Origin of the sequence: Rhodococcus sp. NPDC056960 (assembly GCF_042674125.1) — a bacterium.
In the GTDB taxonomy this organism is placed as follows: Bacteria; Actinomycetota; Actinomycetes; order Mycobacteriales; family Mycobacteriaceae; genus Rhodococcus_F.
In genome coordinates, this window is record NZ_JBHURF010000010.1 from 52,828 (window position 1) to 68,849 (window position 16,022).

Below are 16,022 nucleotides of genomic sequence, written 5' to 3' on the forward strand. Positions count from 1 at the left end.
CATACCGGTGGTTCATATTTGGACCAGGCCGGTCGAAAACGAATGCACCTCCGAGAATAGAACGTGTTCCAGATTGCGGTCAATGCCCGATCGTCACCCGGGCCGGCGACCGCCCACCTCCGCCGTGATCGCGTCGGCGGCCGCGGCGAGGGCCTTCCCTCGTCGCGCGATGTCGGACGGCGCGAGTTCGGCCCCCACGTAGAGCGTCAGGACCATGGCCTGGTGCCCCTCGGCGTCGTACGTCGGCGCGGCGATGAGACTGACGGGGTGCGGCGCGGCGGGGTCCGCATGTTCGGCGTCCAGGTACACCCGCTCGCCCAGACTGGACACCATGTCGCCGAGCACGTCGCGCAACTCCGGCGGCAGGTCGTGCGCGGCGACGCCGGCCATGAGCGTGTGCAGGCGCTGACCGACCGGAGTGAGCGTCTCCACCAGATACCCGGTGCGGGCGCACTCCTCCACCACGATTCGCAAGCGGGCCCGATCGAGACGCACCGGCAACGTCGGCTCCCGCCGCAGCCACGACTGCAGCGCGTCGTCGCCGTCCCACAGCACGTACATCAGCCCGACCGGCGGTGCGAACGGGTACATCTCCCCCACCTTGGCGGCGGCCCGGACGCCCGGTGGGCTGGGCAGTTCGAGAACGGCGATGCGGTCGCCGACCGCCGCCGACGCTGTACACGTGGTCCGGAACTCGTCGCTGAGCGCGGCGAGATGCCTGCGCGCGACCGGCCCGGCCGCGAACCCCTGCTGAGCGGCGCGCCCGGCCGCGATGAGCGCCGGGCCCAGGCCGTACGTCTTGGTTGCGGGGTCCCGGACGAGGTAGCCGCCGCGGGCGAGTTCGGTGAGTATCCCCAGGCACGTCGGCTTGCTGATGTCGAGTTGCCGGGCGAGTTCCGACAACCCGAAGCGGTGCTCCTTGCGCGCCACCAGGAAGTCGAGCACCTGCACCACCCGCTCGGTGGGCGGCGACCGCCGGCCCTGGGCCCGGTCGGTCGCCTCGTCCTCGTGCCCCATTGACCACTCCCTAGAACACGTTCTATTGTCGGATATCAACGTTCTACCACACAGGTACATATTTGTACCACCCCTTCGTGAGGAGCACGGTGTGCTGACCGACCCATTCGCCGACGCCATGGCCGAGGCCGAGAAACTGATCGAGAGCGCCCCTCACATCCGCACCGAACAGGACCTGCTGGAGGGCTACCAGTACCTCGCCGGCGGCATTCTCGCGACGACGCACGCCGCGTGGGCCACCGAACGGTCGCACCCGACGTTCATCTCGGGCACCGGCCCCCACATGAAGATGGGCCTCGACAACCCCGACACGCTCTATTTCGGCGCGCGGATCGACGACGACGTCGAATACGTGGTCACCGGGCGGCGCGGCACCACCGCCGACCTGAGTTTCCAGATATTGAACGGAAACTACTCGGCCGCACACGTTCCCGGCAGCGTAACCGCGTTCGACGACCGGGAGATCGACATCGCGGACGACGGTTCGTTCGAGGTGCGGTTCGGCCCGGACGAGAGCGCGGGCCGGCGCAACTACTTCACCCTCGCGCCCGGTTCGTCGCAACTGGTGGTCCGGGAGGTGTACAGCGACTGGAGTCAGCGGCGCGGCACCATCCGCATCGCCCGGGCGGACACGATCGGCACCACCCCCGCGCCCCTCACCCGCGAGAGCGTCGAGAAGCGCTACGCCCGCGCCGGCACAGCACTGGTGTCACGGGTCAAGACCTGGCTGCAGTTCCCGGAGTGGTTCTACCTGAACCTGCCGGTGAACACGATGACCGAACCCCGGCTGACACCGGGCGGTCTCGCCACGCAGTACTCCTCCGTGGGACATTACGAACTCGCCGAGAACGAAGCGATCGTCATCACCGTCCCGAAAGCCGATGTGCCCTATCAGGGTTTTCAGCTGGGCAGCATGTGGTACATCTCCCTCGACTACGTCAACCACCAGACCTCGCTGAACGTCTCCCAGTCCCAGGTGGATCCCGACGACCACATCCGTCTCGTCGTCACCGAGCACAATCCCGGAGTCGCCAACTGGATCGCCACCGTCGGACACCTCCGCGGGTACCTGCAATTCCGCTGGCAGCGCGTCTCCCGCGAACTGACCCCGGACGACGGACCCCGGATCGAGGTCGTGAAGTTCGACGAGATCCATCGGTCGCTGCCCTATTACGATTCCAACAAGATCTCGCCCGAGGACTTCGCCGACCGCATCGCCGCACGCCAGGCCGCGGTGGCCGACCGGATGCTGGGGTGACCGCCGTGAGCGCTCCACAACTGTTGCAGGACAAGGTGGTCGTCATCTCCGGCGTCGGACCCGCCCTGGGGCGCACGCTCGCCGTCCGCTGCGCAGGTGCGGGCGCGGACGTGGTGCTGGCGGCCCGCACCGCGTCGCGCCTCGACGAGGTGGCGAAGGAGATCATCGCCGCGGGGCGTCGCGCGGTGACGGTGCCGACCGACATCACCGATCAGGCCTCGGCGGAGAACCTGGTGTCCGCCGCAACCGACGCGTACGGCACGGTCGATGTCCTGATCAACAACGCGTTCACGGTTCCGTCCATGAAACCGCTGGCCCGCACGGATTTCGACCACATCCGCAGCAGCTTCGAGCTGACCGTTCTCGGTGCCCTGCGCCTCACCCAACTGTTCACGCCCGCCCTCGCCGAGGCGAACGGGGCGGTGGTGAACATCAATTCGATGGTGCTCCGGCACTCCCAGGAGCGGTACGGCAGCTACAAGATGGCCAAGTCCGCCCTGCTCGCCACGTCGCAGTCCCTCGCCACCGAATTGGGGCCGCAGGGGATCCGCGTCAATTCCGTTGCTCCCGGATACATCTGGGGTGACACGCTGAAACAGTACTTCACGCACCAGGCCGAGAAATACGGGACGACAGTCGAGCAGATCTACGAACACACCGCCGCCAACACCGACCTGAAGAGGCTTCCCACCACCGACGAGGTGGCCGACGCCGTGATCTTCCTGGCCTCCCCGTTGGCAAGTGGCGTGACGGGCCAGTGCCTCGACGTCAACTGCGGCGAATTCCATCACTAGCGAGCAGAACCGGAGCATCATGAGCGAGCGCACCACCGTCGGCACCGTCGAGGACCTGCACGCCTCGGCCACGCGCCTGACCGGTCTCACCGATTTCGGCGTGGACGACTACACCGAGGCCCTCGGCGTCCTGCTGGACTCGTATCACACCGACGAGCAGCTGACCCCGCTCGGCAGCAAGGTGTCCCGGGTGTTTCTCCGCGGCGCCCTGGTGGCGCGCCTGCTGAGCGAGGCGGCGTGGAAGCAATATCCCGAGCACGCGGACGTGCGGATCGAGCGGCCGATCTTCGTCACCGGGCTTCCCCGCACGGGGACGACGGCGCTGCACCGGCTGCTCACCGCGGACCCGTCGCATCAGGGCCTGGAGATGTGGCTGACCGAGATGCCGCAACCGCGGCCGCCGCGCGACACCTGGGAATCGAATCCCGTGTTCCAGAAGATCGAGGAGTCGTTCAGCCGTCACCACGTCGAGCGCCCCGAATTCATGGGCGTGCACTACATGTCGGCCGGTGAGGTCGAGGAGTGCTGGCAGTTGCTGCGGCAGACCTTCAAATCGATCTCCTACGAATGCCTGGCGTCTTTGCCGACGTACTCGCGCTGGCTCGAACGGCAGGACTGGACGAACGCATATCGACGGCACAGGAAGAATCTGCAACTGATCGGGCTGCCCGATCGGGATCGCCGCTGGGTGCTGAAGAACCCCAGCCACCTGTTCGCGCTCGACGAACTACTGGCGGTCTATCCGGACGCACTGATCATCCAGACCCATCGGCCGCCGCGCACGATCGTTCCGTCGGTGTGCAGCCTGGCGGAACAGGCGACGGAAGGATGGTCGGAGAAATTCCGGGGCGGCGTCATCGGCGAGAGTCAGCTCGAACTGTGGGCCCGCGGCCTCGAACAGTTCACCGCGGCGCGCGCCGCACACGATCCTGCCCAGTTCGTCGACGTCGACTACCACGACTTCGTGGCCGACCCACTCGGCACTGTGGAAGGGATCTACACGCATTTCGGCCTCGACCTCACGGCGCCGGCCCAGGGCGCGATGGAGGCGATGCACGCCGACAGTCGCCGCGGCGACCGCCGCCCCGCGCACAAGTACACGCTCGAGGAATTCGGGCTGACCGCCGAGCAGGTGGACGAGAGATTCGCGAACTACCAGTTCAGCGCGACCAGCTGAGGGGATAGTCGAGAATCGACGACGCCGCCCGCGCCGCGATCAACGGCCGCGGCGACAACGGCAGGTGCAGGACCGGGGCTGCCTGGGGTTCGGCCTCAACCCGAGGTTGGGGCCCTGGCTCGGGTTCGCGTTCCGGTTCCCTCTTCTCGCCGCTCTCGAGATCCAGAGCGTCGAGCAGGGGAATCAGTTCGGCCGCGATCCGATCGCCTACTGCCGTGAACGCCGATTCGGCCAGCCCCACCGGGTCGCTGATGTTCGGCTCGTCGACCTCCCCGTAGTCGCGGCGGGCGACGGCGAGTTCGGGGACGGTGCGGGCCCCGGTGTCGACGACGATCCGGCGGGCCTCCGGAAGTGTGAACGTGCAGTGGCTCGTCCCGAGAAGCAGTTCCAGCGAACGGTCCCGGATCTGCTCGGTCATCGCGAGGACGAGGTCGGCGCGTTTGATCATCTCGGGCCGCAGGCGACGGGCCCGGAAACCGTCGGCGCTCGCACCGAGACCTTCGATGACGCGCGCGGCAACCGGTTCGATCGGAAAGCCCACGAGGGCCCGCACCCCCGCGCTCTCGGCGGTGAGGTGCGGCAGATCGTGGACCGCCGCGTATGCGCGCGTCAGCCGCTCTGCGATCGGTGAGCGGCAGACGTTCCCGCTACAGACGAACAGAACGTGCATGAGGGCACCCTAAACAGCAAGGTCCCCCTCGCGCGCGGTCGATTCCACTGTCCGAGCGGTCTGTTTTTCCCGTTCACCCAATAGTGGCAGGACATTCACTTCTCGGACTTCTCCCGGTCATTTCCCCTCGCGAACCCCCAGTTCACGGCCGCCGGCGCGCAGGTTCGCCGCCCACGCGATCTGCGTCACACTCCGGTCCGCCCCGCGGGACATCCGGTGTCGTCGTCTGCCCACAGCAGACAATCGCGGGTTCGGCGCCGGTCCGGCGGTAGTACTGAGACATGACCACTGCCGCACTCCCCGACCTGAACTACCGCGACCTGTTGGCGGACAGACTGTTTCGCCAGCGCACGATCCTCCTCACCGGCGAGGTGGACGACGCCATGGCCGAGCGGGTCTGCTCCGAACTGGTGCTGCTCGCGGCCGCCGACCCCAAACGCGACATCGTGCTCTACATCAATTCTCCGGGCGGCTCCGTCTTCGCCGGCCTCGCCATCTACGACACGATGAAACTGGTACCCAACGACGTGGTGACCGTCGCGATGGGTTTCGCCGCCAGCATGGGACAGGTGCTGCTGTGCTCGGGAACCCCCGGCAAGCGGATCAGCCTGGCGCACAGCCGCATCATGATGCACCAGCCGTCGGCAGGCATCGGTGGCACCGCCGTCGACATCGCCATTCAGGCCGAGAGCCTCGAACGGATGAAGCGCCAGTCGCAGGAAATCCTCGCGGCCGAGACGGGTCATCCGGTCGAGGAGATCGCCGAGGACAGCGACCGGGACCGCTGGTTCACGGCCGACGAGGCCCGCGACTACGGGATCGTCGATCGTGTCGTGTCCTCGTTCGCCGAGATCGCCCCGCACACCACTGCCCCGAGAATTGGACTGTGACGCCATGTCTTCGTACACCATTCCCCACGTCATCGAGCGCACCCCGGCAGGCGAGCGGTCGTTCGACATCTTCAGTCGCCTACTGAACGAGCGGATCGTGTTCCTCGGCACGGAGATCGACGACGGAGTCGCCAATGTCGTGATGGCGCAGTTGCTCCACCTGCAGGCGGACAGCTCCGACCAGGAGATCGGGCTGTACATCAACTCCCCCGGCGGTTCCACCACCGCGATGCTCGCCATCTACGACACGATGCAGTTCCTCCGACCGACCATCGCCACGTACTGCATGGGTCAGGCCGCTTCCGCCGCCGCCGTCCTCCTGTCCGCGGGAACGAAAGGACACCGCCACGTGTTGGCGCATTCCCGAGTTCTGCTGCACCAGCCGTCTACTCAGGGCAACGGCACGATTTCCGACCTGGCGCTGCAGGCGGCGGAGATCATGCGGATCCGTTCGCAGACCGAGGCGATCCTGAGCAAACACACCGGGCAGACCGTCGAACGTCTGCGCCGGGACACCGACCGGGACCGCATCTTCACCGCCCAGGAGGCCATCGACTACGGCCTCGCCGACACGCTCGTCGTGGACTGACCGCGACGTCAGGCGGCGAGCAGGGTGGGCACCTGCCGGTTCACGGTCCGGGTCACCGACGTGCGATGCGCTGCACCGAGCCGGCGTCCGGACCGGAACAGCAAATGTTCCACCGACATACCGAGTGCACCGCACACCGCGCGGAGCATCTCCGAGGACGGCTCCTTCTTGCCGCGCTCGATCTCGGAGAGGTACTGCTTCGACATTCCGACGGCGCCGGCGACGTCTTCGAGGCTGCGGTCCTGGTCGAGGCGCGCGTCGCGGAGCACCCGTCCGTAGAGCTCACGCACCAGCGGCTCCTCCCCCGAGTCCTCGGGAGCCGCTGCCACCAGCGTCAGTCTGCGCTGCGCGTCCATACTCCGGAGTATTCCAGAACCACGGAGCCGGCACCGCACAGTTCGCCGACAGCGGACAACGGCGTCACGGCCGATCGAGCAGGTGCTCGCCCAGTAGGGCGTCGACGCGCGCGGCGGCCTCGTCCGGGATCCAGTGACTCACTCCGCGGAGAATCTCGTAGGCGTACGGGGCGTCGACGAATCGCGACGTCAATTCCGGCCCAACGGGTCCGATCGCCGTGTCGCCGTCGCTCCACACGAAGAGCGTCGGCACCTTCACCTTTCGGGAGGCAGATCGGGGCGCGGTGAAAGGCATTGCCCGATACCAGTTCAGGGCGCCCCGGGCGCGTGTCCGGTCGCGCATGGGCTCGAGGTCACGCCTCGCCCGGTCCGCGGTCTGCCCGCTGGCGAGCAGCGCCCGGTAGCCGTACCCGTCCGGGGTGATCACCCGCTCCGGAAGCCACGGCAGCTGGAACACGAACATGTACCACGACTTCAGGATCTGCCGGCTGGTGAGCATCGCCCGCACGAACGCCGCCGGGTGCGGCACCGACAGCGCGGTGAGCGTGCGGACCCGGTCGGGTCGTTCCGCCGCGATCCCCCACGCCACCGCCGCTCCCCAGTCGTGTCCGACGACATGCGCCGGACCGAGGCCGGCCTGATCGATGAGTGCCACGACGTCCGCCACCAGTTCCGAGCTGCGGTACGCCCAGCGGGCGCGGGGCCGGGCGCCGGGCGAACACCCGCGCTGGTCCAGCGCGAGGGTGCGGAAGCCCCGCCGGTGCAGCAGTGGCGCCAGCGCGTCCCACGACCGCGAGTCCTGCGGAAAGCCGTGCAGCAGCACCACCGGCACCCCGTCGATCGGGCCCTCGTCGCGGACGTCGAACACCAGCCCGGCACGGCTGAACGTGCCGATCCGTTCGGTCCTACTCATCGGGCCGCGGTCACGGAGTCGCTGCGGTCCGCGACGGCGGCCCCCGCGCGGAGGAACCGCCCGGTCCTGCCGGCACCGAAACCGCCGGTGAATTCGCCGTCCCGGTAGACGAGCCGGCCGTTGATCACCGTCGCGACCGCGGCTCCGTCGCTGCGGTTCACCATCCGGCGCAGGCCGCCGTACTCGGGGACCTCGGCCTCGAACAATCCGTCCACGGTGGCGTCGAGACCCGCCGGATCGACGACGACGAGGTCGGCGCGGTCGCCTTCACGCAGGTGCCCGGCGTCGATGCCGTACCAGTCGGCCAGCTCGCCCGTCAGCCGGTGGACGGCCCGCTCGACGGTGAGGAACGGCTTGCGGTCGAACTGCGCATCCTTGACCTTCTTCAGCAGCCGGATCGGATAGTTGTAGAACGCCATGTTCCGCAGGTGCGCACCGGCGTCGCCGAAACCCATCTGCACCCCGGAGCTGGCGGCGAGCTTCTTCGCGAACTTGGGGCGATGATTCGCGATGGTGGTCCGCCACCGCAGGTCCGTGCCGTACTGCACGACGAGATCGAGGTACGCGTCGACCGGGTGCACACCCCGCAGATCGCCGACGGCGCCGAACGTCCTGCCGATCAGCGTCTCGTCGGGGCACCCGACGATCACGGCGTCGTAGAAGTTGCGGTGCCAGATGCGGGGGCTGAACTTGTTGTCATAGTCCTTGCGGAACCGGCGTCGGTAGGACTCGTCCTGCAACAACGCGTTTCGCTCCACCTGATCCTCGAGATGCAGGGCGGCGGCGCCGGCACCGAACTCCTCGAACACCACGAGGTCGATACCGTCCGCGTAGACGGTGAACGGCACCGGCAGGTGCTGCCACTTGAAATCGGTCTTCGCGAACCGGTTCAGCAGCGGCGCCGCGGCGAGCATGAAGTACACGATCGCCGGGTACGCCTTCGAGTCCGCAGCCGACAGCAGCGACGTCTTGAGGGGTTTGCGCCGCCCCAAACCCGAACTCTCCGCGAAGAATCCCGCGATGTTGGGATGCAGGTTGATCGTCGGCGCGCTCTGCAGGATTCTGCCGCGCTCGCGCAGGATGCGGTTGAGGAAGCGGAACTCCTTCCACCGCGCATACGTGGACGGCAGGGAGCGCGAACGGTATTCGTCGCCGTCGATCTTGTCGAGCGCGTTGGTCATCGAGGAGAGACCGAGGAAACCGGCGTCGACGGCCTCGGTGAGCATCTCGCCCATCCGCTCGAGCTCACGTGTGCTCGGCTTCGTCCGCCTGTCGGTGCCGCGGCCGAGGCCGAGCACGTGGGTGCGGATGTCGGAGTGTCCGAGGAAGCCGGCGACGTTGGGACCGAGCGGCAACGACTCGAGTGCCTCGACGTACTCCGCCGGGCTCTGCCAGGTCTTGTTCTCCTCCAGGATCCGGAGCACGGAGTCGTGCGGCACGGCCTCGACCCGGCTGAACAGGTCGGCGCACTCGCGGGGTGTCGAGTAGACGGTGGACAGGGAGCAGTTTCCGAGAACCACGGTGGTCACGCCGTGTCGCACCGACTCGGGCAGACCGGGGCTGACGAGCACTTCGGCGTCGTAGTGGGTGTGGACGTCCACGAAACCGGGGAGCACCCATTTGCCCGCGGCGTCGATGATCTCGGTGTCCGGCCCGGCGGGCAGCGGACTACTCGATGTCGTGACGACGACCCCGTCGCGGATACCGAGATTGCGGCGCTGCGGCGCGGATCCGGTTCCGTCGAACCACAGCCCACCGCTGACGACCACATCGAAATCCGACATTGTTGCACTCCTCACACTCGGTACGTGTTACCCGAGGTTACGTTTTCCGTTGAGTAGAAGTCAATGGACGGCTCGAAGGTTCCTCCCTAGAGTGCAGGGGTGGCCGCCGCACCCCGCTCTCCCGAAGATCGGCGCGCGCAGATCCTCGACGTGGCCGTCCGGCTCCTGCAGACCGTGCCGTTCGACGACCTGTCGATGGACCAGGTGGCCGCCGAGGCAGGCGTCTCGTCGCCACTGCTGTTCCACTACTTCAAGAACAAGCAGGGTTTTCGCACCGCGGTACTCGAGGCCTCGGCCTCGGAACTCGAGCGCCGAATGACGCCCGACGCCGCACTCCCGCTGCCCGGACAACTCCGGGCCGGCGTCGAGACATTCGCGGACGCGGTGATCGAGCACCCCACCATCTACCTGGCGGTCATGCGGATGGCCGGTAGCGGTGACGAGAGGATGCGGCAGATCTACCGCGGCATGCGACGAACGTTCACCCACTGGATCGGCACGTCACTGGCCGAGTTCGGCGTTCCGGCGACACCCGCACTCGAGGCCGCGATCTCGGGCTGGCAGGCATTCATGGAGGAGATCGTGCTGTCGTGGCTCGACGAGCCGACCATGGACCGCACCGAGATGATCGACCTCTGCGAACGCGCCTTCTACCATCTCCTTCCCGCCGCGGGTGTCGACGTCGGGGCACTCGAGACGACACGCTGAACTGGAGGGGGCCGGGTTCACAGGAACCTTCCAGCCGCCTCCCAGCCCGGTGACGCCCCCGCGCGAGAACGTGGTCAGGACAGCAACTCGCGAAGGGACCACCTGATGACTTCCGTCCTCACTCCGGCGCCGCCACGGCGAACAGGACCGCACGGCCACCGCGCCGAGACGGATTCGTGGATCCGCCGACGCGGTTCCGCACTCGCTCTCGCCGCACTCCTCGCCGCCACCGCGACGCTGTACCTGTGGGATCTCACCGCCAACAGCTACGCCAACAGTTTCTATGCTGCTGCGGCACAAGCCGGTTCGCAGAGCTGGAAAGCGTGGTTCTTCGGCTCACTCGATGCCTCCAACTTCATCACGGTCGACAAACCGCCCGCGTCGCTGTGGGTAATGGGACTGTCGGGACGGATCTTCGGGTTCTCCAGCGCCAGTCTGCTCGTCCCGCAGGCGCTGATGGGGGTCGGCTCGGTCGCGTTGGTCTACGCAGCCGTCACCCGTGTCACGAACAGGGGTGCCGGACTGCTCGCCGGCGCGGTTCTCGCCGCAACCCCGGCGGCCGCCCTGATGTTTCGCTTCGACAACCCCGACGCGCTTCTCGTCCTCCTGATGACCGCCGCCGGATACTTCGTGGTCCGGGCGATCGAGACGGAGACCGGCCGCCGCGCCGCGATGTGGATCGCCCTCACCGGAATCGCGCTCGGCTTCGCGTTTCTCACCAAGATGCTGCAGGGCCTGATGGTGCTGCCCGCGTTCGGCCTGGCGTATCTGATTGCCGGACATGCTCGATTGCGGGCTCGCCTGCTGCACCTGGCCGGTGGCGTCGCCGCCGTCGTGGCCGCGGCCGGGTGGTGGGTGCTCGCCGTGCGGCTGTGGCCCGCGGATTCTCGCCCCTACATCGGTGGCTCGACCGACAACAGCGTCATGGATCTGGTGCTCGGCTATAACGGACTCGGCCGGATCTTCGGGAACACCGGTGGGGGCGGCGGAGGAATGACCGGCGGCAGTGCCGGATCGAGCTTCGGTGGGAGTACCGGGCTGGATCGCCTGTTCGGCAGCGAGATGAGCATCGAGATCTCCTGGCTGATCCCGGCGGCGCTTGTCGCCCTGGTCTTCGGACTGCTCGCCCGCGGACGCGCGCCCCGCACGGACGGCGTGCGTGCATCGCTGATCGTGTGGGGCGGATGGTTTCTCGTCACCGGCCTGATCTTCAGCTACATGTCCGGCACCATTCACCCGTATTACACGGTGGCGCTCGCCCCCGCGATCGCCGGAATGATCGGCACCGGTGGGTACGCGCTGTGGCAGCAGCGCAGCAGCGTCCTCGGGCGGTCCGGACTCGCGCTCGTGATGGTGGCCGCAGGAGCGTGGAGCTGGGTGCTGTTGCACCGCAACACCGAGTGGATGCCCGACCTGAAGTGGGTCCTGCTCGCCGGGAGCGTACTCGGCGCGGCCCTGATCGTGCTCGGTGGGGAGGACCGCTTCCGGAAGCTTGCCGTGACCGGACTGCTGCTGGGCGCACTTGCCGGGATCGGGGGCTCCGCGTCCTATGCCATCGCCACTGCAGCCACGGCTCACAACGGGTCGATCCCCTCCGCCGGACCGTCCGGGGCGGTGACCGATTCCGGCATGGGAGGCGCCGGCGGCATGCGGGGCGGTCCGGACGGTCAGGCACCCGGCGGCGAGGCGCCCGGCGATCAGGCACCCGGCGCCGGTCAGGCACCTGGCGGCGGGATGGGCGGCAGCGAGGGTGGGACGAATTCCGAACTCACCACGTTGCTCGCCGAAGCAGGCACCACGTGGTCTGCCGCGACGAACGGTTCGCAGAGCGCGGCCACCTACGAACTGGCCACCGACACCGCAGTGATGGCCATCGGTGGATGGAGTTCCGACCCCGCCCCGACCCTCGACCAGTTCATCTCGTACGTCGAGAACGGCCAGGTGCACTACTACATCCCGGGAGGTGGCGGCGGAGGCGGTCGCGGCGGCGACGGCACGTCCGGGGCGATCCAGGACTGGGTGGCCGCCCACTTCACGGCCGTCACGGTGGGCGGGACCACCGTGTACGACCTGACCGGCTACACCGGATAGTTCCACCGACACGGTGGACACACGCAGAGAACCGGCAGGTGCATCACCTGCCGGTTCTCGTCGAGCGAGTGACGGGATTCGAACCCGTGTGAACGGCTTTGCAGGCCGGTACCTCAACCACTCAGTCACACCCGCATCGATGACTACTGTGCCCGGCGGGGGCCGACGGCGCGAGAGTTGTGCTCACGGTGATTCTGAGGCGACCCGCCGGAGCGGGAACAAACCACGTGCCCTCGTTGCTGTGTTGCTTCATGACCGACACCGACGAACGCGCCGTAGTGACCCCCGACCGGACAACTACTCGTCCCAGCCTTCGGGTGATCCTGGTACTCGGCGCGATGGTGGCCCTCGGCCCCTTCACCATCGACATGTATCTTCCGGCACTTCCGGACATCGGAACCGACCTCGGCGCGTCGTCGTCCGCGGTGCAGCTGACCATCACCGGCACCCTGCTCGGCCTCGCGCTCGGGCAGTTGATCGTCGGACCGCTGTCGGACAGCCTCGGACGGAGGCGCCCCCTCATCGCCGGTATCGGTGTCCACGTCGTGGCATCCGTGCTCGCGGTGTTCGCCCCGACCGTGGCCGTACTGGGCGTGCTCCGGGTGTTCCAGGGCATCGGGGCCGCCGCCGCCGCAGTGGTCGCACTCGCCGTGGTCCGCGACCTGTTCTCCGGGAACACCGTGGCCGTCGTGATGTCCCGGCTGATGCTCGTGCTCGGCGTCGCCCCCGTGCTCGCGCCGAGCATCGGTGGCGCGCTCCTCATCGCCGTCGACTGGCGTGGGATCTTCGTCGTCCTCGCCGTCATCGGCACGCTGACGGCGTTGATCGGGGTGTGGGGTCTGACGGAGACGCTGCCCGCGGAGCGGCGTCGCAGGAGCAACTTGCGTGCGGTACTGGCCACCTACACCGGTCTGCTCGGCGACCGAGCGTTCATGGTGCTCGCCCTGGTGTCGAGCGTGGCGATGGGATCGTTGTTCTCGTACGTCTCCGGCGCGTCGTTCGTGTTCCAGGACCAGTACGGCCTCGACGAGCAGCAGTTCGCGCTGCTGTTCAGCTCCGGCGCGATCGCCCTGATCGGCGCATCACAGCTCAATGTGCGCGCCCTCGCACGGTGGTCGCCGCTGCAGATCACGGTGGCGGCCCTCGGATTCGCCACGGTGGCCGGGCTCGCGCTGATCACCACAGCGCATTTCGAGTTCGGCGGGCTCGCCGGGTTCGTCGTTCCGCTGTGGTTCCTTCTCGGTGGTGTCGGCTTCGTCCTGCCCAACGCCCCCGCACTGGCACTCGGCAGGCACGGGGAGGCCGCCGGCACCGCAGCCGCGCTGCTCGGCGCCCTGCAATTCGGTGTCGGCGCCCTGATCGCTCCCCTCGTGGGCGTGCTCGGCAACACCGGCGTCGCCCTCGCGGTGACGATGACGGCGTGCGTGGGATTCGGGTTGGTGGCGCTGGCGGCCGCCGCGCGTGCCGAAGCGCGATAGGGACACGCTGGCCGGACTTTCGCGGCGCAACACCCGACATGGGATGATCGACGCATGCCACCACCGTCACCACTTCATCTCGACCCCATCGAAGAGGCCCACCGGCAGTGGACCAAGCACGGCTGGGGTGACGTCGCCGACGGCATGGCCGCGGTGACGTCGGTGATGCGCGCCCATCAGATCATGATCGCGCGAGTGGAAGAGGTGCTCAAGCCGTCGGGACTCACGTTCGCCCGGTACGAATTGCTGACCCTGCTGACGTTCACCCGGACGGGCGCCCTCCCGATGGCGAAGGCCAGCGCCCGCCTGCAGGTTCACCCCACCAGCGTCACCAACGCCGTGGATCGGCTCGAGACCGCGAACCTCGTCCGGCGCGTTCCGCATCCGAGCGACCGTCGTGCCACCCTGATCGAAATCACCGAAGCGGGAAGGAAACTGGCCGTCGAGTCCACCGAACGGCTCAACGCCCAGGTGTTCTCGCGCCCCGGAGTGTCGGGTGACAAGCTGGAGCAGCTCGTCACCATCCTCGCCGAACTGCGCCGCGAGGCGGGCGATTTCGACACCGGGGACGCGCCCACCAAGTGGTGAGAAACACGCGCTCTAGCGGTGCCTGAACACCGGCGCGCGCTTCTCGACGAACGCCGCCATCCCCTCCTTCTGGTCCTCGGTGGCGAACGTCGAATGGAACACCCGCCGCTCGAACCGGACGCCCTCGGTGAGCGTGGTCTCGAAGGAGCGGTTCACCGCTTCCTTCGCCATCATCGCGACCGGAAGAGACATCTCGGCGATGGTGGTGGCCGTCTGTAGCGCGTCGTCGAGCAAGTCGGCGGCGGGTACGATCCGCGACACCAGTCCGGCGCGTTCGGCTTCCTCGGCGTCCATGTTCCGGCCGGTCAGGCACAATTCCATGGCCTTCGCCTTGCCGACGGCGCGGGTCAGCCGCTGCGACCCACCGATACCGGGGATGACACCGAGCTTGATCTCCGGCTGACCGAACTTGGCGGTGTCGGCGGCGATCAGGATGTCGCAGAGCATCGCCAGTTCGCATCCGCCGCCGAGGGCGTACCCGGCGACCGCGGCGATGGTCGGCTTACGCGCCGCGGCGAGGCGGTCCCACGCCGAGAAGAAGTCGTCCAGGTACACGTCCATGTACGACTTGGGTTGCATCTCCTTGATGTCGGCGCCAGCCGCGAATGCCCGGTCGGAACCGGTGATCAGGATGGCGCCGATCTCAGAATCGTTCTCCAACTCGTCCACCGCCGATACGACCTCGCGCATCAGCTGGGAGTTCAATGCGTTGAGGGCCTTCGGGCGGTTGAGCGTGATGATCCCGACCCGCCCCTTGCGGTCGAGCAGAATGGTCTCGAAGTCGGTCACTTGTCTCCTCCGGAACGCTCACGGATGTCGTTGATGATGGCCGAGAAGTCCTGGCCACCACCACCGGCGGCATGGAACCTGCTGTACAGCTCGGCCGCGCGCAGTCCGAGTTCCGCCTCGACGCCGTTGGTCTTCAGCGCATTCGCGGCGAGACCGAGATCCTTGTCCATCAACGCCGCCGCGAAGCCCGGCTGGTAGTCGTTGTTGGCGGGGCTCGTCGGAACCGGTCCGGGCACAGGACAGTTGGTGGTGAGCGCCCAGCACTGACCCGACGCGTTGGATGCGACGTCGAACAGCGCCTGGTTGCTCAGCCCCAACTTCTCGCCGAGGACGAACGCCTCGCTGACCGCGATCATCGACACGCCGAGAATCATGTTGTTGCAGATCTTCGCGGCCTGCCCGTTGCCCGGGTCGCCGCAGTGGACGACCTTCTTGCCCATCACGTCGAGCAGCGGCTTCGCGGACTCGAAGTCCTCCGCCGTGCCACCGACCATGAACGCCAACGTTCCCGCGGTGGCGCCCACGACGCCACCGGAAACGGGTGCGTCCACCGAACGGTGACCCGCCTTGACGGCCTCGTCGTGCGCCGCGCGGGCATCCGCGACGTCGATGGTCGACGAATCGATGAACAGAGTGCCCGGCTTCGCGGCCGGCAGGATCTCCGCATAGAGCCCGAGAACATGCTTGCCGCTCGGCAGCATCGTGATGACGACCTCCACCTCGCGTACGGCCTCGACGGCCGAATCAGCGACGGTGACACCGTCTTTCACCGCCTGCTCGAGCGCGGCGGGCGCGAGGTCGAAGCCGACCACCGTGTGCCCCGCCTTGACGAGATTGGCCGCCATGGGACCACCCATGTGACCGAGTCCCAGAAATCCGACGGTAGTGCTCATAGCAGTCCCTCCTGGACGCGTGTGCTG

Annotated in this window: 16 protein-coding genes and 1 tRNA gene; 9 read left to right on the forward strand and 8 right to left on the reverse strand. The window is 67.7% G+C overall.

Annotated elements, in window-relative coordinates:
- Nucleotides 1–93 precede the first annotated feature (93 nt).
- Nucleotides 94–1,017 (reverse strand): helix-turn-helix domain-containing protein, encoded by a 924-nt coding sequence (locus tag ACFTWF_RS17275; RefSeq protein ID WP_378462417.1) that lies wholly within the window; start codon nucleotides 1,015–1,017, stop codon nucleotides 94–96.
- A 91-nt stretch (nucleotides 1,018–1,108) separates the two neighbouring features.
- Between ACFTWF_RS17275 and ACFTWF_RS17280 the strand changes: the two genes are divergently transcribed.
- From ACFTWF_RS17280 to ACFTWF_RS17290, 3 genes are read left to right on the forward strand one after another with little or no spacing between them, the layout of a single operon-like run.
- Nucleotides 1,109–2,275 carry a hypothetical protein gene (locus tag ACFTWF_RS17280; protein WP_378462418.1) on the forward strand — a complete coding sequence of 389 codons (1,167 nt, stop codon included), beginning with the start codon at nucleotides 1,109–1,111 and terminating at the stop codon, nucleotides 2,273–2,275.
- Between the two features lie 5 nt (nucleotides 2,276–2,280).
- On the forward strand, nucleotides 2,281–3,069 hold the full coding sequence (locus ACFTWF_RS17285) for an SDR family oxidoreductase (protein ID WP_378462419.1): 789 nt from the start codon (nucleotides 2,281–2,283) through the stop codon (nucleotides 3,067–3,069).
- Nucleotides 3,070–3,088: 19 nt separating this feature from the next.
- Nucleotides 3,089–4,246 (forward strand): sulfotransferase family protein, encoded by a 1,158-nt coding sequence (locus tag ACFTWF_RS17290; RefSeq protein ID WP_378462420.1) that lies wholly within the window; start codon nucleotides 3,089–3,091, stop codon nucleotides 4,244–4,246.
- On the opposite strand, the gene ACFTWF_RS17295 is transcribed toward ACFTWF_RS17290, so the two are convergent.
- Nucleotides 4,230–4,916, reverse strand: a complete 687-nt coding sequence (locus tag ACFTWF_RS17295) for a low molecular weight phosphatase family protein (protein ID WP_378462421.1) — start codon at nucleotides 4,914–4,916, stop codon at nucleotides 4,230–4,232. The genes ACFTWF_RS17290 and ACFTWF_RS17295 overlap by 17 nt on opposite strands.
- 281 nt (nucleotides 4,917–5,197) lie before the next feature.
- Between ACFTWF_RS17295 and ACFTWF_RS17300 the strand changes: the two genes are divergently transcribed.
- Complete coding sequence (locus ACFTWF_RS17300; protein WP_378462422.1) at nucleotides 5,198–5,806, forward strand: ClpP family protease; 609 nt, start codon at nucleotides 5,198–5,200, stop codon at nucleotides 5,804–5,806.
- A 4-nt stretch (nucleotides 5,807–5,810) separates the two neighbouring features.
- Nucleotides 5,811–6,395: an ATP-dependent Clp protease proteolytic subunit gene (locus ACFTWF_RS17305; protein WP_378462423.1), complete on the forward strand. Its 585-nt coding sequence runs from the start codon at nucleotides 5,811–5,813 to the stop codon at nucleotides 6,393–6,395.
- Between the two features lie 8 nt (nucleotides 6,396–6,403).
- Here the strand turns inward: ACFTWF_RS17305 and ACFTWF_RS17310 are convergent, their stop codons facing one another.
- From ACFTWF_RS17310 to ACFTWF_RS17320, 3 genes are all read right to left on the reverse strand, one after another.
- Entirely contained in the window at nucleotides 6,404–6,751 is a 348-nt protein-coding gene (locus ACFTWF_RS17310; protein WP_378462424.1) for a helix-turn-helix domain-containing protein, read from the reverse strand.
- A 64-nt stretch (nucleotides 6,752–6,815) separates the two neighbouring features.
- Complete coding sequence (locus ACFTWF_RS17315) at nucleotides 6,816–7,664, reverse strand: alpha/beta fold hydrolase (RefSeq protein ID WP_378462425.1); 849 nt, start codon at nucleotides 7,662–7,664, stop codon at nucleotides 6,816–6,818.
- A complete protein-coding gene (locus ACFTWF_RS17320) occupies nucleotides 7,661–9,448 on the reverse strand; it encodes an amidohydrolase family protein (protein ID WP_378462426.1) in 1,788 nt (595 codons plus the stop codon). The genes ACFTWF_RS17315 and ACFTWF_RS17320 overlap by 4 nt, the downstream gene beginning before the upstream one ends.
- A 99-nt stretch (nucleotides 9,449–9,547) precedes the next feature.
- Here ACFTWF_RS17320 and ACFTWF_RS17325 point away from each other — a divergent pair, with 99 nt between their 5' ends.
- Both ACFTWF_RS17325 and ACFTWF_RS17330 read left to right on the forward strand, forming a co-directional pair.
- Nucleotides 9,548–10,156, forward strand: a complete 609-nt coding sequence (locus ACFTWF_RS17325; protein WP_378462427.1) for a TetR/AcrR family transcriptional regulator — start codon at nucleotides 9,548–9,550, stop codon at nucleotides 10,154–10,156.
- A gap of 105 nt (nucleotides 10,157–10,261) precedes the next feature.
- Nucleotides 10,262–12,247, forward strand: coding sequence for a glycosyltransferase family 39 protein (locus ACFTWF_RS17330; RefSeq protein ID WP_378462428.1), 1,986 nt, complete (start codon nucleotides 10,262–10,264; stop codon nucleotides 12,245–12,247).
- Between the two features lie 63 nt (nucleotides 12,248–12,310).
- Here ACFTWF_RS17330 and ACFTWF_RS17335 read toward each other — a convergent pair.
- A tRNA-Cys gene (locus tag ACFTWF_RS17335) sits at nucleotides 12,311–12,382 on the reverse strand.
- 92 nt (nucleotides 12,383–12,474) lie between these two features.
- Here ACFTWF_RS17335 and ACFTWF_RS17340 point away from each other — a divergent pair.
- Both ACFTWF_RS17340 and ACFTWF_RS17345 read left to right on the forward strand, forming a co-directional pair.
- A complete protein-coding gene (locus tag ACFTWF_RS17340) occupies nucleotides 12,475–13,725 on the forward strand; it encodes a multidrug effflux MFS transporter (protein ID WP_378462429.1) in 1,251 nt (416 codons plus the stop codon).
- A 54-nt stretch (nucleotides 13,726–13,779) separates the two neighbouring features.
- Entirely contained in the window at nucleotides 13,780–14,313 is a 534-nt protein-coding gene (locus ACFTWF_RS17345; RefSeq protein ID WP_378462430.1) for a MarR family winged helix-turn-helix transcriptional regulator, read from the forward strand.
- Nucleotides 14,314–14,325: 12 nt separating this feature from the next.
- Here ACFTWF_RS17345 and ACFTWF_RS17350 read toward each other — a convergent pair whose 3' ends face one another.
- A complete protein-coding gene (locus ACFTWF_RS17350) occupies nucleotides 14,326–15,102 on the reverse strand; it encodes an enoyl-CoA hydratase (protein ID WP_378462431.1) in 777 nt (258 codons plus the stop codon).
- Complete coding sequence (gene mmsB, locus ACFTWF_RS17355; protein ID WP_185724796.1) at nucleotides 15,099–15,995, reverse strand: 3-hydroxyisobutyrate dehydrogenase; 897 nt, start codon at nucleotides 15,993–15,995, stop codon at nucleotides 15,099–15,101. The genes ACFTWF_RS17350 and mmsB overlap by 4 nt, the downstream gene beginning before the upstream one ends.
- Nucleotides 15,996–16,022 lie beyond the last annotated feature (27 nt).

What these genes read in the sequence shown, in the direction of transcription:
- ACFTWF_RS17345 (WP_378462430.1), top strand. Translation starts at nt 13,780, where the DNA reads ATGCCACCACCGTCACCACTTCATCTCGACCCCATCGAAGAGGCCCAC.
- ACFTWF_RS17315 (WP_378462425.1), bottom strand. Translation starts at nt 7,664, where the DNA reads ATGAGTAGGACCGAACGGATCGGCACGTTCAGCCGTGCCGGGCTGGTG.
- ACFTWF_RS17310 (WP_378462424.1), bottom strand. Translation starts at nt 6,751, where the DNA reads ATGGACGCGCAGCGCAGACTGACGCTGGTGGCAGCGGCTCCCGAGGAC.
- mmsB (WP_185724796.1), bottom strand. Translation starts at nt 15,995, where the DNA reads ATGAGCACTACCGTCGGATTTCTGGGACTCGGTCACATGGGTGGTCCC.
- ACFTWF_RS17305 (WP_378462423.1), top strand. Translation starts at nt 5,811, where the DNA reads ATGTCTTCGTACACCATTCCCCACGTCATCGAGCGCACCCCGGCAGGC.
- ACFTWF_RS17295 (WP_378462421.1), bottom strand. Translation starts at nt 4,916, where the DNA reads ATGCACGTTCTGTTCGTCTGTAGCGGGAACGTCTGCCGCTCACCGATC.
- ACFTWF_RS17330 (WP_378462428.1), top strand. Translation starts at nt 10,262, where the DNA reads ATGACTTCCGTCCTCACTCCGGCGCCGCCACGGCGAACAGGACCGCAC.
- ACFTWF_RS17320 (WP_378462426.1), bottom strand. Translation starts at nt 9,448, where the DNA reads ATGTCGGATTTCGATGTGGTCGTCAGCGGTGGGCTGTGGTTCGACGGA.
- ACFTWF_RS17290 (WP_378462420.1), top strand. Translation starts at nt 3,089, where the DNA reads ATGAGCGAGCGCACCACCGTCGGCACCGTCGAGGACCTGCACGCCTCG.
- ACFTWF_RS17275 (WP_378462417.1), bottom strand. Translation starts at nt 1,017, where the DNA reads ATGGGGCACGAGGACGAGGCGACCGACCGGGCCCAGGGCCGGCGGTCG.
- ACFTWF_RS17300 (WP_378462422.1), top strand. Translation starts at nt 5,198, where the DNA reads ATGACCACTGCCGCACTCCCCGACCTGAACTACCGCGACCTGTTGGCG.